Annotated in this window: 23 protein-coding genes; 18 read left to right on the top strand and 5 right to left on the bottom strand. The window is 61.0% G+C overall.

Annotated elements, in window-relative coordinates; genetic code table 11:
• The first annotated feature begins 7 nt into the window (after positions 1 to 7).
• From ASB65_RS16380 to ASB65_RS16420, 9 genes are all read left to right on the top strand, one after another.
• Positions 8 to 997 carry an ABC transporter permease gene (locus tag ASB65_RS16380; protein ID WP_060724701.1) on the top strand — a complete coding sequence of 330 codons (990 nt, stop codon included), beginning with the start codon at positions 8 to 10 and terminating at the stop codon, positions 995 to 997.
• Entirely contained in the window at positions 994 to 1,824 is an 831-nt protein-coding gene (locus ASB65_RS16385) for an ABC transporter permease (protein WP_060724702.1), read from the top strand. Before ASB65_RS16380 ends, ASB65_RS16385 begins: the two co-directional genes overlap by 4 nt.
• Entirely contained in the window at positions 1,821 to 2,624 is an 804-nt protein-coding gene (locus tag ASB65_RS16390; RefSeq protein WP_060724703.1) for an ABC transporter ATP-binding protein, read from the top strand. The genes ASB65_RS16385 and ASB65_RS16390 overlap by 4 nt, the downstream gene beginning before the upstream one ends.
• Positions 2,621 to 3,400: an ABC transporter ATP-binding protein gene (locus tag ASB65_RS16395; protein ID WP_003506558.1), complete on the top strand. Its 780-nt coding sequence runs from the start codon at positions 2,621 to 2,623 to the stop codon at positions 3,398 to 3,400. The genes ASB65_RS16390 and ASB65_RS16395 overlap by 4 nt, the downstream gene beginning before the upstream one ends.
• A gap of 9 nt (positions 3,401 to 3,409) precedes the next feature.
• Positions 3,410 to 4,528 (top strand): pyridoxal-phosphate-dependent aminotransferase family protein, encoded by a 1,119-nt coding sequence (locus tag ASB65_RS16400; RefSeq protein WP_060724704.1) that lies wholly within the window; start codon positions 3,410 to 3,412, stop codon positions 4,526 to 4,528.
• 164 nt (positions 4,529 to 4,692) lie between these two features.
• On the top strand, positions 4,693 to 4,881 hold the full coding sequence (locus tag ASB65_RS28540) for a hypothetical protein (RefSeq protein ID WP_003506556.1): 189 nt from the start codon (positions 4,693 to 4,695) through the stop codon (positions 4,879 to 4,881).
• A 66-nt stretch (positions 4,882 to 4,947) separates the two neighbouring features.
• On the top strand, positions 4,948 to 5,454 hold the full coding sequence (locus tag ASB65_RS16410; RefSeq protein WP_060724972.1) for a helix-turn-helix domain-containing protein: 507 nt from the start codon (positions 4,948 to 4,950) through the stop codon (positions 5,452 to 5,454).
• Positions 5,451 to 5,855, top strand: a complete 405-nt coding sequence (locus ASB65_RS16415; RefSeq protein WP_003506554.1) for a VOC family protein — start codon at positions 5,451 to 5,453, stop codon at positions 5,853 to 5,855. The genes ASB65_RS16410 and ASB65_RS16415 overlap by 4 nt, the downstream gene beginning before the upstream one ends.
• Positions 5,856 to 5,893: 38 nt before the next feature.
• A complete protein-coding gene (locus ASB65_RS16420) occupies positions 5,894 to 6,121 on the top strand; it encodes a hypothetical protein (protein ID WP_003506553.1) in 228 nt (75 codons plus the stop codon).
• A 140-nt stretch (positions 6,122 to 6,261) separates the two neighbouring features.
• On the opposite strand, the gene ASB65_RS16425 is transcribed toward ASB65_RS16420, so the two are convergent.
• The gene (locus tag ASB65_RS16425) at positions 6,262 to 8,073 is read right to left on the bottom strand and encodes an IlvD/Edd family dehydratase (protein WP_060724705.1); all 1,812 of its coding nucleotides are present in this window, start codon (positions 8,071 to 8,073) and stop codon (positions 6,262 to 6,264) included.
• A gap of 521 nt (positions 8,074 to 8,594) precedes the next feature.
• Between ASB65_RS16425 and ytfQ the strand changes: the two genes are divergently transcribed.
• The 5 genes from ytfQ to ASB65_RS16450 all read left to right on the top strand — a co-directional run bounded on the left by ytfQ (position 8,595) and on the right by ASB65_RS16450 (position 13,926).
• The gene (ytfQ, locus tag ASB65_RS16430) at positions 8,595 to 9,554 is read left to right on the top strand and encodes a galactofuranose ABC transporter, galactofuranose-binding protein YtfQ (RefSeq protein ID WP_003506544.1); all 960 of its coding nucleotides are present in this window, start codon (positions 8,595 to 8,597) and stop codon (positions 9,552 to 9,554) included.
• A 75-nt stretch (positions 9,555 to 9,629) separates the two neighbouring features.
• A complete protein-coding gene (locus ASB65_RS16435) occupies positions 9,630 to 11,153 on the top strand; it encodes a sugar ABC transporter ATP-binding protein (RefSeq protein ID WP_060724706.1) in 1,524 nt (507 codons plus the stop codon).
• Entirely contained in the window at positions 11,153 to 12,196 is a 1,044-nt protein-coding gene (locus tag ASB65_RS16440; RefSeq protein ID WP_003506540.1) for an ABC transporter permease, read from the top strand. The genes ASB65_RS16435 and ASB65_RS16440 overlap by 1 nt, the downstream gene beginning before the upstream one ends.
• Positions 12,193 to 13,173 carry a galactofuranose ABC transporter, permease protein YjfF gene (gene yjfF / locus ASB65_RS16445; RefSeq protein ID WP_003506538.1) on the top strand — a complete coding sequence of 327 codons (981 nt, stop codon included), beginning with the start codon at positions 12,193 to 12,195 and terminating at the stop codon, positions 13,171 to 13,173. The genes ASB65_RS16440 and yjfF overlap by 4 nt, the downstream gene beginning before the upstream one ends.
• Positions 13,174 to 13,191: 18 nt before the next feature.
• A complete protein-coding gene (locus tag ASB65_RS16450) occupies positions 13,192 to 13,926 on the top strand; it encodes a FadR/GntR family transcriptional regulator (protein WP_020011781.1) in 735 nt (244 codons plus the stop codon).
• Positions 13,927 to 13,994: 68 nt separating this feature from the next.
• On the opposite strand, the gene ASB65_RS16455 is transcribed toward ASB65_RS16450, so the two are convergent.
• Positions 13,995 to 15,212, bottom strand: coding sequence for an MFS transporter (locus ASB65_RS16455; protein WP_060724973.1), 1,218 nt, complete (start codon positions 15,210 to 15,212; stop codon positions 13,995 to 13,997).
• Positions 15,213 to 15,394: 182 nt separating this feature from the next.
• Here ASB65_RS16455 and ASB65_RS16460 point away from each other — a divergent pair, with 182 nt between their 5' ends.
• The gene (locus tag ASB65_RS16460; protein ID WP_003506534.1) at positions 15,395 to 16,333 is read left to right on the top strand and encodes an AraC family transcriptional regulator; all 939 of its coding nucleotides are present in this window, start codon (positions 15,395 to 15,397) and stop codon (positions 16,331 to 16,333) included.
• 83 nt (positions 16,334 to 16,416) lie between these two features.
• Positions 16,417 to 17,055 (top strand): class I SAM-dependent methyltransferase, encoded by a 639-nt coding sequence (locus tag ASB65_RS16465; protein WP_060724707.1) that lies wholly within the window; start codon positions 16,417 to 16,419, stop codon positions 17,053 to 17,055.
• Positions 17,056 to 17,067: 12 nt separating this feature from the next.
• On the opposite strand, the gene ASB65_RS16470 is transcribed toward ASB65_RS16465, so the two are convergent.
• The 3 genes from ASB65_RS16470 to ASB65_RS16480 are packed head-to-tail and all read right to left on the bottom strand — an operon-like array spanning position 17,068 to position 22,536.
• Complete coding sequence (locus ASB65_RS16470; protein ID WP_060724708.1) at positions 17,068 to 20,343, bottom strand: error-prone DNA polymerase; 3,276 nt, start codon at positions 20,341 to 20,343, stop codon at positions 17,068 to 17,070.
• Positions 20,340 to 21,857, bottom strand: a complete 1,518-nt coding sequence (locus ASB65_RS16475) for a Y-family DNA polymerase (protein WP_060724709.1) — start codon at positions 21,855 to 21,857, stop codon at positions 20,340 to 20,342. The genes ASB65_RS16470 and ASB65_RS16475 overlap by 4 nt, the downstream gene beginning before the upstream one ends.
• Positions 21,772 to 22,536, bottom strand: a complete 765-nt coding sequence (locus ASB65_RS16480) for an ImuA family protein (RefSeq protein ID WP_060724710.1) — start codon at positions 22,534 to 22,536, stop codon at positions 21,772 to 21,774. The genes ASB65_RS16475 and ASB65_RS16480 overlap by 86 nt, the downstream gene beginning before the upstream one ends.
• 223 nt (positions 22,537 to 22,759) lie before the next feature.
• On the opposite strand from ASB65_RS16480, the gene ASB65_RS16485 reads away from it, so the two are divergent.
• Both ASB65_RS16485 and ASB65_RS16490 read left to right on the top strand, forming a co-directional pair.
• Positions 22,760 to 23,113, top strand: a complete 354-nt coding sequence (locus tag ASB65_RS16485) for a DUF1304 domain-containing protein (RefSeq protein ID WP_060724711.1) — start codon at positions 22,760 to 22,762, stop codon at positions 23,111 to 23,113.
• Between the two features lie 4 nt (positions 23,114 to 23,117).
• Positions 23,118 to 24,392 (top strand): glycerate kinase type-2 family protein, encoded by a 1,275-nt coding sequence (locus ASB65_RS16490; RefSeq protein WP_060724712.1) that lies wholly within the window; start codon positions 23,118 to 23,120, stop codon positions 24,390 to 24,392.
• The last annotated feature ends 62 nt before the right edge of the window (positions 24,393 to 24,454 follow it).

Raw genomic sequence — 24,454 nt, forward strand, 5'->3', positions numbered from 1 at the left:
TCTCGCCGTGAAGCGTGCAACGACATTGCTGAAGCGAAGGGCAGTCAGCGCCATTCCGGTGTTGCTGATTGTTCTCGTCTTCACCTTCGTGTTGCTTGAAAATGCGTCCGGAGACGCTGTGGATGCCTATCTCGTCTCCATCGGCGGCGGCGATGCCGGGCTGCGGGATGTGCTTCGCGAACAATATGGGTTGAACGGTTCCGTGCTGGCCCGTTTCTGGCTCTATGCCAGTTCGGTCCTGCGGTTCGATCTCGGCTGGTCGCTTGCCTTCGACCGGCCTGTGCTGGGGCTGATCCTCGAGCGGCTGCCGAACACGCTTCTCCTGATGGGTAGCGCCACCACACTCGCCTTCATCCTCGGCACCGCGCTTGGCATCGTGGCGGGGGCGCGTCCCGCCGGGCTGACGGACCGCGCGGTTTCACCCCTTTCGCTGGCGCCTTACGCCCCCCCCGGCTTCTGGCTTGGCCTCGTGCTGGCCATCGTCTTCGCCGTTCAACTCAAATGGCTTCCCACCTCAGGCATAGAACCCATCGCCTCGGGCAAGCAGGGATTTGCAAGGGCTCTCGACATCGGCCGTCATCTCGTGTTGCCGGTGGCCAGTCTCGGCCTCATCTACCTGGCTCTTTTCCTGCGCGTCACGCGCACCGCCATGGCGGCGGTCTGGCCGCTGGATTTCGTGCTGTTCGCCAGATCAAAAGGGCTTTCCAAACGGCGGATCGTGCTGCGCCATGTCGCGCGCAATGCCGCTCTTCCGCCCGTCACCGTGCTCGGCCTGCAGGCCGCAACCATGCTGGGCGGCAGCGTGGTGATCGAAAGCGTCTTGGCCATTCCCGGTTTTGGCCGGCTGGCGCAGGAAGCCGTCAGCGGCCGCGACACGCCGCTTTTGATGGGCATTATTCTGACCAGCGCCGTCTTCGTCATCCTCGTCAATCTCGCCGTCGATATTCTCTATGCCGTTCTCGATCCGCGCATCGGCAGCGGGGAGCGACAGGCATGAGTTTCGCTCTCCGGCTGCTGCGCAGTTTCGAAGGCGCCACGGGCGCCATCATTCTGGTGCTGCTTGCCATGACGGCGCTCGCCGCATCCGTCGTTTTTCCGGGCGACCCGCTGGCCATCGTCGGCGAGCCGCTGATCGCACCCTTTACCGATGCCGCCCTGCCTCTCGGCACCGACCGGCTGGGCCGCAACGTGCTAGCCGAACTTGCCCATGGCGCGCAGGCCTCGCTGCTCGTCGGCATCGGCGCCGCCGCCGCCGCATTGGTTATCGGCACCGTCATCGGCACCATTGCCGGATTTGCCGGCGGCCTCGTGGATGAAGCTTTGATGCGCGTCACAGACGCCTTTCAGATCGTGCCGAATTTCCTGCTCGCACTCGCCTTCGTCAGCACCATCGGTCCCTCCATGCCCATTGTCATTCTCGCCATTGCGCTCGGCGCATGGGCTGATCCGGCGCGGCTGATGCGGGCGCAGGTCTTGAGCATCCGCGAGCGCGATTATGTTCAATCCGCCCGCGCCATCGGCATGCATCCGCTGGAAATCGCGTTCAGGCAGATCCTGCCCAATGCCCTGCCGCCGGTTCTGGCGCTCGCCGCCATCATCGTCGCGGCAGCCATCCTAACCGAGGCGGCACTGTCCTTCCTTGGGCTCGGCGATCCCAATATCGTCACCTGGGGTTCGATGATTGCCGAAGGACGTAACGTCCTGCGCTCAGCTGCGTTTTTGTCCGTCATCCCCGGCATCGGCCTTCTGGTCACGGTTCTCGGCGTTTATCTTCTCGCAGAAGGCATCAACAGGGCGATGGTGACAAGGAGGCAAGCGCCATGAGCGGCAATGCGCTGTGCCGGATCGACGATCTCAGCGTTTGTTATGCGACAGGCGATGCGCCTGCCTTGCAGAATGTTTCGCTGACCATCCGGCAGGGGCAGAGGCTGGCGATCATCGGCGAAAGCGGGTCGGGAAAATCCACGCTCGGCAGAGCCATTGCCGGGCTTCTCCCCGGCAATGCGCGCGTTTCCGGTGATATTTCCTGGAGCCGCGATAGCGGCCTGTTTCACGGCAGGCCGCTGCCGGGGCGCGATATCGGCACGATCTTTCAGGATACCGGCGCGACGCTAAACCCGGTTCTCACCATCGGCGAACAGGTGGCGGAAGGCGCCGTGCGGCATCTCGGCCTGTCATGGAGGCAAGCGCGCGATCTTGCCCGTGGCCTTCTGGAGCGGGTGCGGCTGCCGCATCCCTCCCATCTGCTCGCCACCTATCCGCACCAGCTTTCCGGCGGCCAGAGGCAACGCGTGGCGATTGCTGCCGCGATTGCCGCCAGTCCTTCGATCCTGATTGCCGACGAGGCCACGAGCGCGCTCGATACGGTCAGTCAGGCCGCCATCGCCACGCTGCTGGACGATCTGGTGCGGCAGGAAAACAAAACGCTGGTCTTCATCACCCATGATATCGGCCTTGCTTCCAGCCTTGCCGACGAGATCGCGGTCCTACGTGCGGGCCGGTTAGTGGAACACGGTTCGACACGGCGGGTGCTTTCCGCACCCACCCATGACTATACGCGTGCGCTGCTTGCCGATTATCTCGATCTCTCGACCCCGCCGCTGATCAGCGAGGCCGCGTCATGAACGAAGCCCTTCTGAGCGTCGACGGACTGTCGAAAACCTATCGCACCGGCGCAAGAACGGTGGCGGCGCTTTCCGACATCTCCTTTTCGCTTCAGCCCGGCGAGACGCTGGGACTTGCCGGTCCCTCCGGCTGCGGAAAATCGACGCTGGCGCGCATTCTGATGCGGCTGATCCCGGCTGACGAAGGCACGATCCATTTCAAAGGCCGCGACTGGCTGGCGCTTGACGGCGGGAAGCTTCGTGCCGCCCGCCAGCACATGCAGATGGTGTTTCAGGATACGCATGGCGCATTCAATCCGCGCGCGAGCGTCGAAGACGCCATCGGCGAACCGTTGCGCGTTCATCGCATGGCCGCAAGACGCGAGCGTGCAGCAGAAATACACCGTCTCCTCGACCGCGTGGGCCTGCCCGCCAGCTATGCCAGCCGATCGGTCTTCGAGCTTTCCGGCGGCCAAAGGCAGCGCGTCGCGATCGCGCGGGCCATTGCGCTCAAGCCGTCACTTCTCATTCTGGATGAAGCCGTCTCCGCGCTGGATGTTTCGGTTCGCAGGCAAATCCTCGAACTACTGGTGGAAATACAGCGGGAGACGGCCGTTTCCTGTATTTTCGTCTCCCACGACCTCGCAGTCATCCGCGCCGTCTGCCACCGCGTCGCCATCATGGAAGCGGGACGGATCGTTGAAATCGGCAGGACGGGAAATATCGTCTCGGCGCCGCAATCCTCGACCGCAAGAACACTGATCGACGCCGCACCGCGACTGACCATTACCACGTAAGGAAAAGACATGCCCGTTCCCGATTATGCATTGCTGCTCGACCCACCCGCTTTTCCTGCGGAGCGTTATGCCGTTCTTGCCGACCGGCTGGCAGCCTTGATGGGCACGAGGAACGACGTCCTTCTCATACAGGCGGAAGCCGTGCTGGCGCTCGAGGCAGCAGCGACAAGCCTTGCACGACCAGGCCTGCGGGCGCTCAACATCGTTACCAGCCCCTATGGCGCGTGGTTCGGCGGTTGGCTGGAAAGGGGTGGCGCGACGGTGCGCAACCTGACGGCCAGCCCGGCAAAGCCGGTCACACTGGAGGAGGTGGAGCAGGCGCTGGACGAAGGGCCGGATTTCGATCTTCTCGCCATCGTCCACGCGGAATCGGCAAGCGGCATTCTCAACCCTCTGCCCGCCATCGCCACGCTCGCTCGGCAAAGGGGCATCGTGACCCTCGTCGATGCCGTCGCGTCCATCGGCGGACATGCCTTCGAGGTTGACCGGCTGGGCATCGATATCGCCGTCCTCGGCCCGCAAAAGGCGCTGGCCGGGCCGGCCGGGGTTTCCGCGATTTCCGTCAGCGAAAAAGCGTGGGAGCTTCTTTCGCACGAGAATGCGTCCGACAACTCCATGCTCTCGCTTATGGACCAGAAGAAACTCTGGCTCGATGCCGGCCGCGGAGCGCTGCCCGGAACGCCCGCTCCGCTGGAATTCTATGCCCTGGAGGCCGCACTTGACCGGATAGAGGCGGAAGGTCTGGCATCTGCCAATGAACGCCACGAAAGGGCGGCCGCGGCCACCCGGAACGGCATCAGGGCGCTCGGTATTCCAACCTGGGTGAAGGAGGCGCACGCCTCCGCCCTCGTTTCCACAGCAATCCTGCCGGATACCGTCGAAGCCAAGGCATTCCTCGCCGCTGCATCCCAAAAGCATGGCGCGGATATTTCCGCCGGGGTCGGCCCCGGCGCGGAACGGCTGATAAGGCTCAACCACACCGGTCGACGGGCGCATCCGGAGGCGGTGAAAGCCAATATCGTGGCCTTCTCCAGTGCCTTGAAAAGCCTCGGCCATGCCGCAGATACCGATTCCGCGCTGGAAGCGAGCGAAAAAGCCTATTCTGACGCCGATCCGAACCGCGTTTGAAGGTGGCGATAAACATTCATTGCGCAAAATCCGGCAGCAGTGAAACGTCAGTCACGACATTGTTGTTAAAAATGGTAGACAAATTCCTCGGTCAATCTTGACGAAATCATGGCAACGCGCGAAACTTAACACACCGTTAACTCGCGTGAAGAAGGGAACTGGCCATGGTAGCAGGGTTCAACATGCTCTCCTTTGACCTCTTTGGCATCGGCCGAAGGATGCCCGTCGTCAATGAGCGGGTGGAGACCGAGTTTCAGGACAAAACGCCGCGCAGACCGGACGACGAGTCGCATGACGACGACCGCGATCAGGAATATGAACTGTTCTTCTGGTCGCTTTATCCGGTGATCTAGGAGGTTTCGGTAGCCTGCCGGGCATGAAACTTGCCAAGGGCCGCCGGTTCATTCAATGATTGGCGCATGCGCCGGTCCGGAAATGATAAGAACTCTGCAAACAGAGACTTGAAACTGCTGCGCCGTCTTCTGCGCGCCAGGGATCATATGGATGCCGCCGCCCATGAGGCGTGGCCTGTTTCACGCCTTGCCAGTGTCAGCGGCGCCTCGCAGGCCCATTTCGCAAGATCGTTTCGCGATGCCTTTGGCATACCCCCTCACCGCTATCTACTGACCCGCCGGGTGGAGCGCGCCGTGGCGCTTTTGCGTGACACCGATCTTCCTATCATCGAAATCGCGTTGCAGACCGGCTGGAACAGCATCGGCACATTTGGCCGTGTTTTCCGCGATGTGACCGGGGAAAACCCGAGTGAATTGCGGCGACGGATGCGGCTTTCGCCTGCCGATCTCGAGCAGGTTCCCCATTGCTTCGTCAGCGCCGCAAATCGCCCTCATCTCACAATCGCAGTTTCGGAGAAGCGCCGACGAACGAAAAGCGCTAGGCACGACGAGCGAAAGGGAGATATCTCATGAAAAATGGTGTTCAAGTTGTCGGGCTTTACGTTCATGATCAGGACGAAGCGCTGCAATTCTACGTCGAAAAACTTGGATTTCGTGTGCACACCGACGCGCGCAACGGCGATTATCGCTGGTTGACCGTGCAGCACCCGGACCAACAGGATTTCCAGCTGGGCCTGTTTCGGCCACAGGCTCCGACCGTTGACGAGGCGACGGCGCAAAATCTGAACGAAGCCGTGGCCAAAGGCGCGATGCCGCCGCTGGTTCTGGTGGTCGAGGATTGCCAGAAAGCCTTTGACGTGATGCACAAACGCGGCGTCGAATTCACCCAGGAACCGATCGCCCGCTACGGCTCGGTGGATGCGAGCTTCCGCGATCCTTCCGGCAATGGCTGGAAGCTCGTTCAGGCCCGCTGAAGCGCCCATGTGTCACATTCCATCATGGATGCTTTTTCTTGGGGGCGACTTTGATCTTGCGAAACTGGATAAGGCAGAGCCATCGGTGGCTGGGCATTCTGCTGACCATCACCATTCTGGCGAACTTCATCTCGATGGCTTTCGGTCCGACGCCATCGGTGATCGTCTATGCTCCGCTGTTGCCGCTGACTTTGCTTATTTTCAGCGGGCTGTACATGTTCTTCCTGCCATATCTGGGAAAGCCGCCAGCCCCATCGGGGAAGTAGGCAGATAAGCAACGAAACTATCATGCTCTTCGGCCGCCCGCAAAGTTTACGCGGTTGCGGAGCACGGTATTTTAAAATGCTTCAGCCCCGGGTTTTACCCCGGGGCTGATTAAAAAGCGGTCGGCCGAAACGGCCTTGCCTTAGTGGTTGTCGCGCGGCAGGCCCTTGGTCTGGGCGATGCGCTGATACTTCACGGCCGGTTCCAGAACCGCGCCGGTTTCCATCTGGCTGACGATGCCACGCTGGATTTCCTGCCATGGCGTCTGATGGTCAGGGAACTTGTAACCACCCTCGGCGGAAAGCGCTTCGTAACGCTTGGCCAGTTCCTCACCTGATATCAGGATATCGGCCTTGCCGCGACCCACATCGATGCGAACGCGGTCACCCGTCTGCAGGATGGCGAGACCGCCACCGGCCGCAGCTTCCGGGGAAGCGTTGAGGATGGACGGGCTGCCCGATGTGCCGGACTGGCGGCCATCGCCGATGCAGGGCAGCGAATTGACGCCTTCCTTCAAGAGATAATCCGGCGCGCGCATGTTCACCACTTCCGCTGCACCCGGATAACCGATCGGGCCTGCACCGCGCATGAAGAGGACGGTGTTGGCGTCGATGCCGAGCGACGGATCGTCGATGCGGTGGTGGTAATCTTCCGGACCATCGAACACTACGGCGCGGCCTTCGAAGGCCTCCGGATCGTTCGGGTTGGAGAGGTAACGGTTGCGGAATTCTTCCGAAATCACGCTCGTCTTCATGATGGCGGAGGAGAACAGGTTGCCGCGCAGAACGCGGAAGCCTGCACGCTCCTTGAGCGGCTGGTCGTAAGGACGGATGACCTTTTCGTCTTCGATGATGGCGCCACGGCAGTTGTCGCCAATGGTCTTGCCGTTGACGGTCATCGCGTCTTCCTTGATGAGCCCCTGGGTCATCAGCTGGTTGACGACTGCCGGAACGCCGCCGGCATGGTAATAGTCCTCACCGAGATATTCACCTGCTGGCTGCAGGTTGACAAGCAACGGCACGTCTTCGCCATAGGTCTGCCAGTCATCGACGGTCAGTTCGACACCGACATGGCGTGCAAGGCCGTTCAGATGGATCGGTGCGTTGGTGGAGCCGCCAATGGCCGAGTTGACGCGGATGGCGTTGATGAAGGCATCCTTGGTCATGATGTCTGATGGTTTCAGGTCTTCCTTGACCATTTCGACGATACGCAGGCCGGTCAGGTAGGAGACTTCCTGACGGTCGCGGTAAGGCGCCGGAATGGCGGCCGAACCCGGAAGCTGCATGCCGAGCGCTTCGGCAAGCGAGTTCATGGTCGTTGCCGTGCCCATGGTGTTGCAATAACCGGTGGACGGAGCCGACGAGGCGACGAGCTTGACGAAGCCCTGATAGTCGATCTCGCCCTTGGCCAGAAGTTCGCGCGCCTTCCAGACGATGGTGCCGGAACCGGTGCGTTCGCCACGGAACCAGCCGTTCAGCATGGGGCCAACGGAAAGGGCAATGGCGGGAATGTTGACGGGGGCCGCCGCCATAAGACAGGCAGGCGTGGTCTTGTCGCAGCCGATGGTCAGAACGACGCCGTCGAGCGGATAGCCATAAAGCACTTCCACGAGGCCGAGATATGCGAGGTTACGGTCGAGACCGGCGGTCGGACGCTTGCCGGTTTCCTGGATCGGATGCACCGGAAACTCGATGGCGATGCCACCCGCTTCACGAATGCCTTCGCGCAGACGGTTAGCGAGTTCAAGATGGTGGCGGTTGCAGGGCGAAAGGTCCGAACCGGTCTGCGCAATGCCGATGATCGGGCGGTCAGACTGAAGTTCAGCCTGGCTCAGGCCGAAATTCATGTAACGCTCGAGATAAAGCGCCGTCATATCCGCATTGGCGGGGTTGTCGAACCACGCGCGCGAACGAAGCTTGCCTTGGGTTGCGGGCAGATTGTCGGATTTGGTCATGATGCGGTCTCCAGCCGGAAGTGGCCAACGGTAAAATATTACGAAATGCGACAAGCTTATGTTGTGCGCAAGGAAAATGGAATCAGCTTTCGGAGATCACGCATAACCGACAGTGAGAGCCCAGACGAGTAGGCTTGGGCTGCTCTGCGGCTTTAACCGAATATTTTTCGGCATTTACGGCCATCGCAGGATTGCGCAAAGGAATCTCCCTCCCTCTTTTGCCGATTGAACTCCGATCACAAGACCCAAAATTCCGGCAAAAATCATCTTCTTATTTGTATTACTATTAGACGCAGCCATATGCTGTCAAGCGCTATAGCGGTGTGAGCAGCAGCAGTGCCGGCTGTTTGAACCACAAAACATGAATCGTTTATCCATTTGATATTAATTGATATATTTCAAAATCCGAGACCAGATACACCATTCTGAAATTGAAATATGCGAAAATGCCTCTTTTCAAGAGTATTACTATATGCTCATAGTGTCTCCGTCACGCTGACATCATCTCTGGGAGGATTAAGATGAGAAAAGCTCTCGCGACAGTTACTGTCGCCGTTTCGCTGTGCCTTGCATCAAGTGTTTCCGCCAAATCGCTTACCGTCGGCTTCTCGCAGATCGGTTCGGAATCCGGCTGGCGCGCGGCTGAAACCACCGTCACCAAACAGCAGGCAGAGAAGCGCGGCGTCACGCTTAAATTCGCCGACGCGCAGCAGAAGCAGGAAAACCAGATCAAGGCCGTTCGCGGCTTCATCGCGCAGGGCGTGGACGCGATCCTGATCGCGCCGGTCGTCGCGACCGGATGGGATGCCGTGCTGAAGGAAGCCAAGGAAGAAAAAATCCCTGTCATCCTGCTCGACCGCCAAATCGAGGCTCCGGACGATCTTTACCTGACCGCCGTAACCTCCGATCAGGTTCATGAAGGCAAGGTTGCCGGCGACTGGCTGGTCAAGGACGTCGGCTCCAAGGATTGCAAGGTGGTGGAATTGCAGGGCACGACCGGCTCTTCGCCCGCCATCAACCGCAAGAAGGGCTTCGAAGAAGCCATTGCCTCGCACAAGAACATCAAGATCGCACGCTCGCAGACGGGTGACTTCACCCGCACCAAGGGCAAGGAAGTGATGGAAAGCTTCATCAAGGCCGAAGGCGGCGGCAAGGACATCTGTGCGGTCTACGCCCACAATGACGACATGGCCGTCGGTGCGATCCAGGCGATCAAGGAAGCCGGTCTGAAGCCCGGAACCGACATCAAGATCGTCTCCATCGATGCCGTGCCTGACATCTTCAAGGCCATGGCAGCCGGTGAAGCCAACGCCACCGTCGAACTGACGCCTGACATGGCCGGCCCGGCCTTCGACGCGCTCGAAGCCTATCTGAAGGACAAGAAGGCGCCAGCGAAGTGGATTCAGACCGAATCCAAGCTTTACACGGCATCTGACGACCCGATGAAGGTCTACGAGGCGAAGAAGGGTCTGGGTTACTGATACCCCATTCTTCGGAAGGAGCGGCGCGTCGTTCGTGCCGCTCCATCATGGCATTCTTCATGCGGAACCTGCTCAATGTCCGAAACGGCACCACTTTTGGAAGCACGCGCCATCGGCAAATCCTTTCTGGGGATCACGGCGCTCGATGGCGTCGATTTTTCGCTCGGGCACGGTGAAATCCATGCCCTGCTTGGCGAAAACGGCGCGGGCAAATCGACGCTCATCAAAATCCTGACTGGCGTTTATCACCGCGACAGCGGTTCGATCTTTCTGGAGGGCAGCGAAATCTCGCCCACCAATGTGGGCGAGGCGCAGGCGCTTGGCATCGGCACGGTCTATCAGGAAGTGAACCTTCTCGAAAATCTCACGGTCGCCGAAAACCTGTTTCTCGGCCGCCAGCCACGCCGCTTCGGGCTGATCGACCGCAGCACGATGCAGAAGAATTCGCAGGCGCTGCTCGCCCAATACGGGCTTTCCATCGACGTCAACGCCCTGCTTTCCAGCTATTCCGTCGCTATCCGCCAGATCATCGCCATTGCCCGCGCCGTCGATCTTTCCGGCAAGGTGCTGGTGCTGGACGAACCGACAGCCAGCCTTGACGCCCATGAGGTCGAGATGCTGTTCGGGGTGTTGAAAAACCTGCGCGCCCGCGGCATCGGCATCATCATCATCACCCACTTCCTCAATCAGGTCTATGATATTGCCGACCGGGTGACTGTGCTGCGCAATGGCCGCCTCGTCGGCACCCGAGACATCGGCAGCCTGCCGAGGTCCGAACTCATTTCGATGATGCTCGGTCGCGAGCTTCAGCATATTACCCACGAACATCAGGCGACCGAAGATACGGTCGCCGAGGGCGAGCCGCCAATCCGGTTCGAAGCCTATGGCAAGCGCGGCAGCATCGCCCCCTTCGATCTCGGCATCCGGCCGGGAGAGATCGTCGGCGTTGCCGGTCTTCTTGGCTCCGGACGAACGGAGACCGCCTTCCTGCTGTTCGGCATCGACCGTCCCGATACCGGCACGGCGATGATTGACGGAAAACCGGCGGCGATTTCGTCGCCCGAGGCCGCCATTGCGGCCGGGTTCGGCTTCTGTCCGGAAGAGCGCAAGACGGATGGCATCATCGGCGACTTTTCCGTCACCGATAATATCGCGCTGGCGCTTCAGGCCCGACAGGGCTGGGCACGGCCACTGTCCCGTCGGCGAAAGGCGGAGCTGGCCGAAAGCTTCATCAAATCGCTCGATATCCGCCCGGCCGACCCCAACCGGCCGATAAAATTCCTGTCCGGCGGCAATCAGCAGAAGGCCATTCTGGCACGCTGGCTCGCCACCCAGCCCAGACTGCTGATACTCGACGAGCCGACACGTGGCATCGATATCGGCGCGCATGCGGAAATTCTCAAAATGATCGAAAAACTCTGCGGCGAAGGCATGTCGCTCGTCGTCATCTCCTCCGAACTGGAAGAACTGACGGCCGTTGCGCATCGTGTGATCGTGCTTTCCGACCGCCGCCATGTCAGTGAATTGAAAGGCAGCGAAGTGACCGCCGACAACATCATGCGGGCAATTGCGGATGCGGCGAAAACGGAGGCGGCGTGATGGTGGCTGTAACACGACGCTTCAAAAGACTTGCTCCCCAGCTTGCCGCGCTCTTTATCATTCTGGCAGCGATTACAATCATTTCGCCGGGTTTTCTGCATGTTTCTTTCCAGAATGGCCGGCTCTATGGCAGTCTGGTGGATATTCTCGTGCGCGCCGCTCCCGTGGCGCTGCTGACCATCGGCATGACGCTGGTTATCGCCACCAAGGGTATCGATCTTTCCATCGGCGCGGTCATCGCCATCTGCGGCGCGGTCGCGGCCACGCTCATCAGCAATGGCCATTCCATTCCCTCGGTCATCGTCATCTCACTTGCGGTGGGCATTGCCTGCGGCCTGTGGAACGGCGTGCTGGTCGCCCTTCTCGATATACAGCCGATCATCGCCACCTTGATCCTGATGGTGGCGGGACGCGGCATCGCCCAGCTTATTACCGAGGGTGTCATTCTCACCTTCAACAATGACAGCTTTGCCGCCATCGGCTCCGGCTCGTTCGCAGGCATCCCGCTGCCCGTCATCATCTGGGTGGCGGCGGCGCTGTTGATCGGCCTTCTGGTGCGTAAAAGCGCGCTCGGTTTCCTGATCGAGGCCACAGGCATCAATCGCCGTGCAGCGGCGCTCGCCGGCGTGCGGGCGCGCTTCCTGCTGTTTTTCGTTTATGCTGTCTCCGGCCTCTGCGCGGCCATTGCCGGCATGATCGTGACCGCCGATATTCGCGGCGCGGATGCCAACAATGCCGGGCTGTGGCTGGAACTGGACGCGATCCTGGCGGTCGTGATCGGCGGCACATCGCTAAATGGCGGCCGCTTTTCCATCACGGCTTCATTGATCGGCGCGCTCATCATCCAGACCATCAATACCGGCATCCTCGTCTCGGGCTTCCCGCCGGAATTCAACCTCATCATCAAGGCAGGCATCATCATGGTGGTGCTCACACTGCAATCGCCTGCAATCATGGCCGTCCTCGGTTTCGTGAAAGCGCCGAAGCCGCACGTCAAACCGGCGGCGACCAATGGCATGACCAAGGAAGGAACCGCGCGATGATCCACAGCCGCAATCTGCCCTTCCTCACCACGCTGACGATCTTCGTGGTCGCCTATCTGCTGTGCGTGCTGCAATATCCATCGATCCTGTCGACGCGCGTGATAGGCAATCTTCTGACCGATAATGCCTTCCTCGGCATCGCGGCGGTGGGCATGACCTTTGTCATCCTGTCGGGCGGCATCGATCTCTCCATCGGTTCGGTCATCGCCTTCACCAGCGTCTTCGTGGCGGTCATGGTCGGCACCTATAACATCCATCCGTTGCTGGCCTTCGCCATCGTGCTGGCAGTCTCGACGCTGTTCGGCTGCCTGATGGGGGCGATGATCCGCTTCCTGTCGATCCCGCCTTTCGTGGTGACACTGGCGGGCATGTTTTTGGCGCGCGGCGCGGCCTATCTGATTTCCACGCAGTCGGTGCCGATCTCCCACCCGTTCATCGATGCGATACAGGGCTTTTATTTCCGCTTTCCAGGCGGCGGCAGGCTGACGGCGCTGGCCATGCTGATGCTTCTCGTCTTCGCCGCCGGCATGCTGATCGCCAGCCGCACCCGCTTCGGCGCCAATGTCTATGCGCTGGGTGGCAATCCGCAATCGGCCGAGCTGATGGGTGTGCCGATTGGCGCGACGACCATCGGCATCTATGCGCTTTCCGGTTTCCTGTCGGGCCTCGCCGGCATCGTTTATACGCTCTACACCTCGTCAGGTTATTCGCTGGCGACGGTGGGCGTGGAACTGGACGCCATCGCCGCTGTCGTCATTGGCGGGACGCTTCTGACCGGCGGCACGGGGCTGGTGGCGGGAACCTTTATCGGCCTTCTGATACAGGGGCTGATCCAGACCTACATCGTTTTTGACGGGACGCTTTCTTCCTGGTGGACGAAAATCGTCATCGGTGTGCTGCTTTTCGTCTTCATCGTGTTGCAGCGCGCAATCATCTGGTATTCAAACAGGAGACTGGCCGGACCGCATCCGGCATAATTGCCAAGGGAGGCTTGCTTGGGGCTGCTCGAAACGACGATAAGCGGGCGAAAACGCCGGAACAGCCACGCCCATGTGGTCTCCGAACTCGGCAGCGCCATCGTCTCGGGCAGGATTGCGGAAGGCTCCCTGCTGCCCAATGATGCCGAACTTTCCTTGCGGTTCGGCGTCTCCCGCACCGTGCTGCGCGAGACGATGAAGACGCTGGCGGCGAAGCGTCTGGTGGAACCAAAGGCCAAGGTGGGCACCCGCGTTCTTGACCGCTCCAGCTGGAATTTCTTCGATCCCGACGTGCTGGGCTGGCGCTGCGAGGCCGGCATAGATCAGGAATTCGTCACGCATCTGGCGGAGATACGCCTGGCGCTGGAACCAGCGGCGGCGGCGGCGGCGGCGCTGCAGGCCTCCAATGACGATATCGTTTCCCTTTACGTCATCGCCGCCAAATTCGACAATCCGAAACATACGCCGGAAAGCATCGCCAAGGTCGATCTCGAATTCCACCTTGCGGTCGCGCATATGTCCGGCAACCCCTTCATGCGCTCCGCAAGCGGGCTGATCGAAGCCGCACTTGCGATATCCTTCCAGCTCTCGTCACCGGCCGCTTCACCCGGCACCATCGCCGAGATCGCCTCCAATCATCTGCGTATCGTACACGCGATTGCGGCGCGTGACGCGGATGCGGCGGTGAAAGCCATGCGCCATGTGATCGAGGTCGGCAAGGACCGGACGCAGAACGCGATCAAGGCGCCCTAAAGACGCGATAACGCCTGCGCTTCTCGTGAGACCCGCTCGAAGGCGGGTCTTTTTTGTCGCGGCTTGGCTTACCCCTGCGACGCTTCGACCTGCGGGACCACACCGCGGCGCGACGCCATCAGCGAAGCACCGAGAAGGGCGGCAATCGCCACGAAGACGAAGACCATCGTCGCACCCTGAAGATCGATCAGCAGACCGCCCAGAACCGCACCGCTGGAAATCGCGATCTGGAACGTGGCGAGCAGCAGCGCGCCGGCACTTTCGGCTTCGTCGGAAGCGGCCCTCGTGATGAAGCTCTGCACGCTGACTGGAAGTGCGCCGAAGGCAAAACCCCAGGAGGCGATGGCAAGGCCGGCAATCAGGGGCGACGCACCCGCCACGACCAGAACGGAAGCCGATGCGGCGATCAGGGTGGCGGCGAACGTCACCGCCCATGCCGTGTTTTTCTCGGAGAGGAAACCGCCGAAGAGATTACCGAAAAAGCCGCCGACACCATAAACCAGAAGGACGAGCGAAATCGCCTCGACGCCAAGAAGCGTCACATCTTCCAGGAACGGACGGACATAGGTGAAGCCGGCAAAGTGACCCGCAACGATGAACAGCGTCGTCAGAAGGCCGATCCGGACCTGCGGCCGCTGCAACAGGCGGAACATGGTGGAGAGACCGGGTGCACCGGCCGGCGGCAGCGACGGAACGGTGAGCAATTGCACGACGAGCGCAATGACACCGAGCACACCCGCAACGACAAAGGCCGAACGCCAGCCAAGTGTCGCGCCGATCCACGCGCCCACCGGCGCTGCACAGACGGTGGCGACCGAAACCCCTGTCAGGATAATGGCCATGGCACGCGGCATTTTATCAAGCGGTACGAGTCTCAGTGCCAGCGCCGCGGACATGGCCCAGAAGCCGCCAAGGCCGATGCCGAGCAGGACGCGCGAGGCAAACAGCATGAAGAGACCGTTTGCGAAGGCGGCCAAAGTGCTGGAGATGATCAGCAGCGTGGTCAGCCCAAGCAATGTCCAGCGGCGATCGATGCTGCGTGTGCCAATGACAACGCCGGGGCCGGCGACCGCCGCGACCAGCGCCGTAACGGTAATGGATTGGCCAGCGATGCCGGAGCTGACGGCGAGATCGGCCGAAAGCGGCGTCAGCAGACTGACCGGCAGGAACTCCGCCGTCACCAGCCCGAAGACGCCGAGCGAAAGCGAAACCACGGCGGCCCAATTCGCATCCGGCTCTGTCTTGCGCGGCACATATTCGAGTTCGTTTATGGTCCGGTTGCTCATGAAAATCTCCTGATGCGCATTTCCGGAACGCGCTCTGAAACGGAATGGCAAAATGGTGAAACCGGTGGGAGGCCAGTTCATATTCTGCAAATCAATGGTCGTAAGCTATGCGTGACAGCCCGGCGTTTCCATGCTAGAAAATCCGTATTCCTTAACCAAACATCCAAATTTGCGAGAGCGCCATGAATGATGCCCTGACGGAAATGTTGCGTGGCCTGAGGCTCGACGGCGTGGAATACGGCCGATGCCGCATGGCCACCCCCTGGGCGACAGCTTTTCCCGAGCAGGAAGCGGCACGGTTCCATTTCATCGGTGTCGGCCAGGCGAAATTGCGCAAACCCTCCGGCGAGTGGCTGACGCTGACATGCGGCGACGCCGTTCTTCTGCCCCGCGGCCACGCCCATGTGTTGGGTAGCGGCGAGGATGTGACGCCTACCCCCTTCGACCGTTTCGGCAAGAAGGAAGTCTGCCAGGGCGTTTTCGACCTGCAATGCGCCAGCGCCGGCGGCGATACCGTGGCCTTTACCGCTTCGATGCGTTTCAACATGGATAATCTGCACCCCCTCCTGCAGCTGATGCCGGATGTGATGTTGACCAGTGATCTCGCCAAAAGCGATCCGGCCATTCCGCATCTGCTGGAGGCCATGACGCGTGAGGTGGAACTGAACCGTGTTGGTGCGGGCGGCATTCTGGCAAGGCTTGCCGATGTGCTGACCGCGACGTTGATCCGCACATGGGTGGAATATGGCTGCGGCGATTCCAGCGGCTGGCTGGCTGCGGTGCGCAACCCCGAACTCGGACGGGTGCTGGCCGCCATCCACCTCAATCCCGAAAAGGACTGGAGCGTGGAGGAGCTTGCTTCCCTGATGGGCGCTTCCCGCTCCAGTTTCGCGGAGCGCTTCACCCGCGTGGTGGGCGAAAGCCCGGCGCGCTATGTGGTGCGCGTACGCATGCACCAGGCACGGCTGTGGCTGCGCGAAGGCATGCGCGTGACGCTGGCGGCGGAAAAACTCGGTTACGATTCCGAAGCCTCCTTCAGCCGCGCCTTCAAACGCGTGCTCGGCGCACCGCCCAGCCAGTTTCGCCGGAAGGACACGGCCGGGTTGGAGGATGCGGCTTAAAAGCTACAAACAAACCGGATAGGATATCCGCGTGAGAGCAGATCCGCCCGAAGCGGAAGGGCGCCGTCCGGGGAGCATCCACCATGAGTATTGCCGACGACGCCCGTTTCTGGAACCGGACCGCTCGGAAATATGCAAAGGGCAGGATTTCGGATGAGGCCGGATATGAGCGCACGCTGGAGCGGACCCGTGCCCTGCTGAATCCGGATGACAGGGTATTGGAACTGGGTTGCGGCACCGGGACAACGGCGATCCGGCTTGCGTGCAGCGTCAAAGACTATCTTGCGACGGATATTTCCGCCGGCATGATCGCAATCGCCGAGGAAAGAAAACACGCCGCCGGCCGTCTCCCGAACCTCGTTTTCAGCACTGCGACCGTGGAAACGCTTGCGCCCGACCCTCATCAGTTCAACGTGGTGCTGGGTTTCAACTATCTTCATCTGGTGCGCGACCTGCGCGGCACATTGCAGCACATTCATTCCCTGCTTGGCCCGCGCGGGCTGTTCATCACCAAGACCCCTTGTGTCGGGGATATGAACCCGTTTATCCGCCTTGTCCTGCCGGCGATGCGTGTGATCGGCAAGGCGCCCTTTGCCGGCGTGTTCAACGCGGCCGAGCTTGGCCGGCATATAAACGCCGGCGGTTTCGACATTCTGGCCACGGAAATCCACGCGACAAAGGGCAATGACAATCGTCCTTACATCGTGGCGCGCAAAAGGTGATCTGAGCCGTCTTCAGTGAAAATTGCGGGAAATGACCTTTATCCGCTCCACCTCCTCCGCATCATCCACGGCAGGCGGCGGATGCTTCCTGATAGTGCGGTGATCATCCGGTGGAATGCCGTGGTGGAACTCATCACCACGCCCATGCGGCAGGGGAAAGGCATGGTTGCGTTCGCCCACGCTGGCCAGCGCCTCCGACAAATCTGTCAGCCGATGGGCGACCAGATGCACCACCTCACCCTCCCGCTGGATCTTGCCGTAAATACCGACCATGCCGGCAGACAACACCACGCGCCGGTATTTTTCGAAGGTTTTCACCCACAGCACCGCATTGGCGATGCCCGTCTCATCCTCCAGCGTCATGAAGATCACCCCCTTTGCCGAGCCGGGGCGCTGGCGCACCAGCACCAGACCCGCCGTTTCCAGCCATACGCCATCACGGGCGCGCACGGCCTCCGCACAGGTGACGATACGGCGGCGGGAAAGATCGCGCCGCAGGAATGTCATGGGATGTTCGCGCAGCGTCAGTCCGACATGGCCGTAATCCTGAACTACCTCACCACCGTCAGTCATGGGCCTGAGCGCGACGGAGGGTTCCTGAAGCTCATCCACCACGGTATTTTCCCGGCTGGCGGCGGCGGCGAAAAGCGGCAGCGGCTCATCCCGCAAGGCCTTGATGGCCCAGAGCGCCTCGCGTCTGGCAAGCGAAAGCGACGGTAAAAAGGCATCGGCTTCGGCGAGACAGACGAGGGCAGCGGCGGGAACGCCCGCCCTTCGCCAGAGATCATCCACCGAGGCAAAAGGCCGATCCTGCCGGACATTGACTATATCGGCGGCATGTTTGTTGGAAAGCCCTTTCACCAGGCGCATACCGAGCCGCACGGCAAACCGCTCGTCGCCTTTCGCATCCTTCTCACCCGTGGGCTCCAGCGTGCAATCGAAGCGGCTGTTATTGACACAGACCGGGCGCACCTTCACGCCATGATCGCGCGCATCGCGCACGATCTGCGCCGGGGCGTAAAACCCCATGGGCTGTGAATTTAGAAGGGCAACACAGAAAATATCGGGATAATGGCATTTCAGCCATGAAGAGGCATAGGCGATCAGCGCGAAGGAGGCCGCATGGCTTTCGGGGAAACCATAGCTGCCGAACCCTTCCAGCTGTTTGAAGATGCGTTCGGCGAATTCTTTTTCATAACCGCGCTCCACCATGCCGTCGATCAAATCCTGCCTGAATTTGGAGATGGTGCCGACATTCTTGAAGGTGGCCATGGCGCGGCGCAGTTGATCCGCTTTACCGGGGGAGAAACCGGCGCATTCGATAGCGACGCGCATGGCTTGCTCCTGAAACAATGGCACACCGAGTGTTTTGCCCAGTACCCCTCTAAGCTCTTCTTTCGGATAATGCTCATCCTCTTGTCTGTTACGGCGGCGCAGATAAGGATGCACCATATCGCCCTGAATGGGACCGGGACGAACGATAGCGACCTGAATGACGAGATCATAAAATTTTGCCGGTTTCAGACGCGGCAGCATCGACATCTGCGCCCGGCTTTCGATCTGGAAGGTGCCAAGCGTATCGGCCTTCTGGATCATTTTGAAGGTTGCTGGATCATCTTCCGGCATGGAAGTAAGGTCATATTTTTTACCATAGCGCTCCTCCAGTATGTCAAAACCGCGTTTCATGCAGGACAGCATACCGAGAGCCAGACAATCCATTTTCATGAACTTCATGACATCTATATCGTCCTTGTCCCATTCGATGATCTGGCGATCATCCATGGCGGCGGGTTCGATCGGCACCAACTCGTCCAATCGGTCATGGGTGAGAACAAAGCCGCCCGGATGCTGGCTGTGGTGACGCGGCGTACCGACAAGCTGATTGGCAAGCTCAAATGCAAGCCTCAGGCGGCGATCCTCCATATTGAGGTTCAGCTCCTTCACCTGCTTCTCGTCCACCCCCTCGCTCCAGCGCCAGACCTGCGAGGATAGAAGTTTCGTCAAATCTTCCGGCAGGCCGAGAACCTTGCCGACATCGCGCAGCGCACCCCTTCCGCGATAACGGGTGACGACCGAACACAGCGCGGCCTTGTCGCGCCCATAGGTGTCATAGACCCACTGGATGACCTCCTCACGCCGCTGATGTTCGAAATCCACATCGATATCAGGCGGTTCACGCCGTTCTTCAGAAACGAAACGTTCAAACAGAAGATCGACCTTGACGGGATCGATGGCGGTAATGCCAAGCACGTAACAGACAACCGAATTGGCCGCCGAGCCACGTCCCTGGCAGAGAATATCCAGCGAGCGTGCATGGCGAACGATGGCGTTTACCGTCAGGAAATAGGGGGCGTATTCCAGCCTGCCGATCAGTGTAAGCTCATGTTTCAGCGCCTTTTCCACTTTCGCCGGCAGACCATCCGGATACCGCCCCGGCACCGCTTCCCAGACCATCTTCTCCAGCGCCTGCTGCGCCGTCAGCCCCGGCAGGCTGCGCTCCTCGGGATATTGATAGACCAGTTCCTTCAGTGAAAATTTGCAGCGCTTCGTGATTTCGAGACTGCGGGCCAGCGCTTCGGGGTAGCGGGCAAATAGCCGGTGCATTTCCTCCGGCGGCTTCATATAGCGGTCGGCATGCCGCTCGCGGCGGAAACCCGCCTCGTCGATGGTGCAATTATGCCGGATACAGGTGACGACATCCTGCAGCATGCGCCGCTCGGGCACATGGAACAGTACGTCATTGGTCACCACCGTCGGTATACCTGCGACTTGAGCCATATTGGACAATTCGAAAAGCCGCATCTGGTCATTGGGACGTCTTCTGAGGCTGAGCGCCATATAGGCGCGATCCGCAAAAGCAGCCTTGAGCCGCCGCAGGCGAAGCGCGCAGAGATCATCGGCGAGCTCGGCGAGCAGCACCACGATCAGACCTTCGCCATAGGTAACGAGATCGTCCCATGTCAGCCGGCATTTGCCCTTGCCACCCCTCTTTTTGCCAACGGACAGCAGGCGGCAAAGCCGGCCGTATGCCGGGCGATCCATGGGGTAGACAAGCACGGAAAGATCGTCATCCAGATCGAGCCGGCAGCCGATGACGAGCCGGATGCCGTGGGTGCTTGCCGCCTCGTAGGCGCGGGGAATGCCCGCAAGGCTGTTGCGGTCGACAATGCCGAGCGCCTCGATGCCGAGGTTTTTGGCCTGTTCGAAAAGCTCCTCGCAGGAGCTTGCGCCGCGCAGGAAGGAAAAATGCGTGGTCACCTGAAGTTCGGCATAACGCGGCGTGCTCATGCGAAGACCCCGTGGATGAACCAGCCCTGCGAGCCTGTCTCGGCATGTTCGCCATCGCCGGAGCGGAAAATCCAGAAGCGCTCGCCGCTTTCATTTTCCACCGTGAAATAATCGCGCACGGCTTCCTTTTCCCGGTCGCGTTTCCACCATTCGCCGAACACCCGTTCCGGCCCGTCAGCGCGCCGCACATTATGGCGCACGCCTTTCCAGATGAAATAACGCGGCGGATGATCCGGCAGCAGCGCCAGCGTCTCGATGGGTTCCGGCCTTGCAAAAAGCCTGACCGGGCGCGGCCAGTGGCCGGGCCAGCCGAGCGTATCCTCAGATGCAAGCGCCGCAACGCGGGCAACGGAGCGTTCCGGCACATCGCTCGCCACCGCCGCGTAACGATAGACCCTGTGGCCACGATTGAGGATGACATCGACCGTATCGGCGATGTCCGCACGTCCCTCCTCCAGAAGCGAGGAGCGAGCCTGCGCGGCGAGAAGCGGCTCAGCATGGGTGGCGGTCAGCACCATCATCTCGATGCCGAAACCGGGATCGATGGTGTCGATACGGTCGGTCAGAAGCCGGACAAGCTGCTTGATGTCGCGCACCGGTCTGGAGGTGCCTGCGCGTACCGCCTGCAGGCCGCTATCGACCCGGTGCAGCACCAGATCGACCCGGCGGGCGCCAAGGCCGCGTTTTTCAAGTGCTGAGCAAAGCCCCGTGACCAGCTTCTGCGTATAACGGGCAATCGTTTCCGCCGCCGCAATCGGCTCGGGAAAGGCGCGCCGCACCTCCACCAGTTCGGCCACGCGCACCGGTTCGATAGGTTCGCCGATCTCCCCGAAAGCCTGGGAAAGACGCCGGACGACTTCGGGACCGAAACGCAGGGTCAGCGGCGCACGCGGGGCTTCGGCAAGCTCGCCGATGCTGCGGAAGCCGAGCACCTTCAACCCTGAAACGATACGCTCCTCCAGCCTCAGCGCAGCAAGCGGCAAGCCGTTGATCGCCGCCCGCTGCCCGCCCGGCGGTATGATGCTGATCTGCTCGCGGCCGAAGCGGGCCAGCGCATGGGCAGCACCCCAGCTATCGGCAATGGCCGCGCGGGCGGCAAAGCCTGCGGCATGCAGGCGGTTGACCATCCCGCTCAGCATCAGCGTCTCATCGCCGTGCAGATGGTCCGCTCCCGCCGTGTCCAGCACCAGCCCATCAGGCGTATCGGCGGCGACGATGGGGGCATAGATGCGCAGAAAATGAAAGGCCAGCTGCTGCAGAGCGCGGGCATCTCCAGCTGCATCCAGATCTTCCACCAGAAGGCCCGGCACCAGCGCCTGCGCCTTGCTGACCGGCGTGCCGGGCCGGATGCCCGCCGCCTTTGCCGCTTTGTCGAGCGCCAGCACCAGCCGGCGGCTGCCCTGGCGGCCGATCATGACCAGCGGCTTTTCAACCGGCGGCGCGTTCTCTCCCGAAAGACGCCGGAAGCGATCCGTCGGCCATGTCGGCAGGTAGAGCGATACGACCCTTTGCATCACAGGCTTCCACTTCAAATTCAGCGCTTTCGCCGCCGCGACATCGCAAAAGCTCGAGAAACCAGCGCGGCCTGCCCACCCCCGGCACCGGCAAGGGCGAAGAAGGACGGACGGAGATGCGCCAGCGGGTCACCGCCGCCGTCGGTTCGCCGTACAGCGCCGCATCGGCCGCACGCCGGAAACGGCGGATGGCGATGCCGGTAACACCGGAGGTTTCCGCCGCCAGTTGCAGCCGTCGCGATGCGTTCATCGGCAGTTTTGCCACCTCACCCATCACCGCGCCGAAACCATTGCAGCGCAAGCCCTCCTCGAAACAGTCGAGCACGCCCTTCTCATCGCGGCATTCAACAATGATGAGCCGGTTCTGCGAAAGGCCGGCCTGCGTCAGCCCCGGCATGAACAGATCCCGCCGGGTGACGCACCATAAAACCTTGCCGGAAAGCCTTGCCGCCCCCCCGGCCGCAAAAAGGGCGGCCGCCGCCCCACCGGCAGCGCCATTGCCGCCGCCGCTCAGCTCATGCAGACAGCCGAGCTTGAGCCCGCCTCCCGGCAGGCGATGGTCGATGGCATCCACGCCGAAAGGCAAGGTCTCGTGCAGCCGCTCAGGACCGTTACCGATCCTTTCCAGCCTTTCACGCAGCTCTTCGACAACGAGCAACTGATCCGCGCGCTTTTGCATGGCATGACAGGTTTCAATTCCGGTTATTCATCTCTATTGTTCTTGTTTTGTTCCTATTTCAGCAAAGAGTCAAGCAACAGGTCACCACTCTTCAACAGTTTGCACGGGAAGAGGAGATTCTGGCCTTGCAGCCCTTCGTGCCACCGTTAAAACGGAAGTGTCCGCTCGCCACCTGTTCACCCTGACAACGGCTACGGACATCATGGTTTGGAGGAAACCGCCGATGATCGCCAGCATTCTGATTGCCGTGGTTGCGGCCATCCATATTTACATCGTCATTCTGGAAATGCTGCTGTGGGAAAAGCCAGCCGGGCGCAATGCTTTCGGTCTTTCGGCGGATTTTGCCCGGCAAACAAAAGTGCTTGCCGCCAATCAGGGCCTTTATAACGGCTTTCTCGCAGCGGGGCTGATCTATGGGCTCACGCAGGGCGATGAAGGGCTGAGCTTCAAGGTTTTCTTCCTTACCTGCGTTCTGGTGGCCGGTATTTTCGGCGCCATGACAGCCAATATGAAGATCCTGTTCATTCAGGCGTTGCCGGCATTGTTTGCGCTCGGCTTCCTCTGGATCGGAGCATGAACCGATGAGCGCATGGAACGACACGTCCGCAAGAGACGCCCTCAACCGCATCTTCATGGCTGCAGTCGCCAGCGCCGATCCGGCAAAGGTGTTGCAACACCACCTTCCATCTCCGCCCAAAGGCCGGTGCGTGGTGGTGGGCGCCGGCAAGGCCTCGGCCGCGATGGCCGCAGCGCTTGAAGCGGCATGGCCACATGTCGATCTCTCGGGTGTGGTGGTCACGCGTTACGGCCATGCCGTCCCGACTGCGCATATCGAGATCATCGAGGCTTCCCATCCCGTGCCCGACGATAGGAGCGCGGAAGCGGCAAAACGCATTCTCGCCGCCGTCGAGGGATTGACCACCGACGACATGGTGATCGCGCTGATTTCCGGCGGCGGTTCGGCGCTGATGGTGGCACCGGCCGAAGGCATGACACTTGCGGACAAGATGGCCGTCAACCGCGCTTTGCTTGCTAGCGGCGCGACGATTTCCGACATGAACGCCGTGCGCAAGCATCTCTCCCGCATCAAGGGCGGACGGCTGGCACTGGCTGCCAGACCGGCCAAGGTTGTTTCGCTGCTGATTTCCGACGTGCCGGGCGACGACCCCTCGGAAATCGCCTCCGGCCCGACGGTTGCCGATCCGAGCGACATCGAAACCGTGCGGGAAATCATCTCCCGTTATGCGCTCGATCTTCCGGAAAACGTGCGCAAGGTGCTGGAAAAAGGCGAGGAAACCCCGAAGGCCGGCGATATCGACGAGGATATCCGGCTCATCGCGGCCCCTTCGCTCGCCTTGCAGGCGGCAGCTGATGAGGCCGTGAAACTCGGGCTTACGCCGCTCATCCTCGGGGATTCGCTGGAAGGCGAATCCAAGGACGTCGGCGCTGTTATGGCCGGCATAGCGCTCTCCGCCAGCCGCAAGGGCCTGCCGCTAAAAGGTCCGGCCGTTTTGCTTTCCGGCGGCGAAACCACGGTCACGATTGGCAAGGGGCCAGCCGGCAAAGGTGGCCGCAACACGGAGTTCCTGCTGAGCCTTGCGCTGACGCTGAAAGGTGCGGACGAGATCTGGGCCATTGCCGGCGATAGCGACGGCATAGACGGCGTCGAGGATGCGGCGGGTGCTGTGGTGACGCCGGATACGCTTGCCCGCATGCGCGAAGCCGGTGTCGATCCGCGTCAGTCGCTCGTAAGCCACGACAGCTACACCGCTTTCAAGGCGGCAGGAGACCTTGTCGTCACAGGTCCGACCCTGACGAATGTGAATGATATCAGGGCGATTTTGATCGGGTGCTAGCGGGGGAATTCGCAGGGGCTGCTGCCCGCAGAGGGCGCGCATCACAGGCAAAGGCCGTTTTT

Source organism: Agrobacterium tumefaciens str. B6, assembly GCF_001541315.1.
GTDB lineage: Bacteria > Pseudomonadota > Alphaproteobacteria > Rhizobiales > Rhizobiaceae > Agrobacterium > Agrobacterium radiobacter.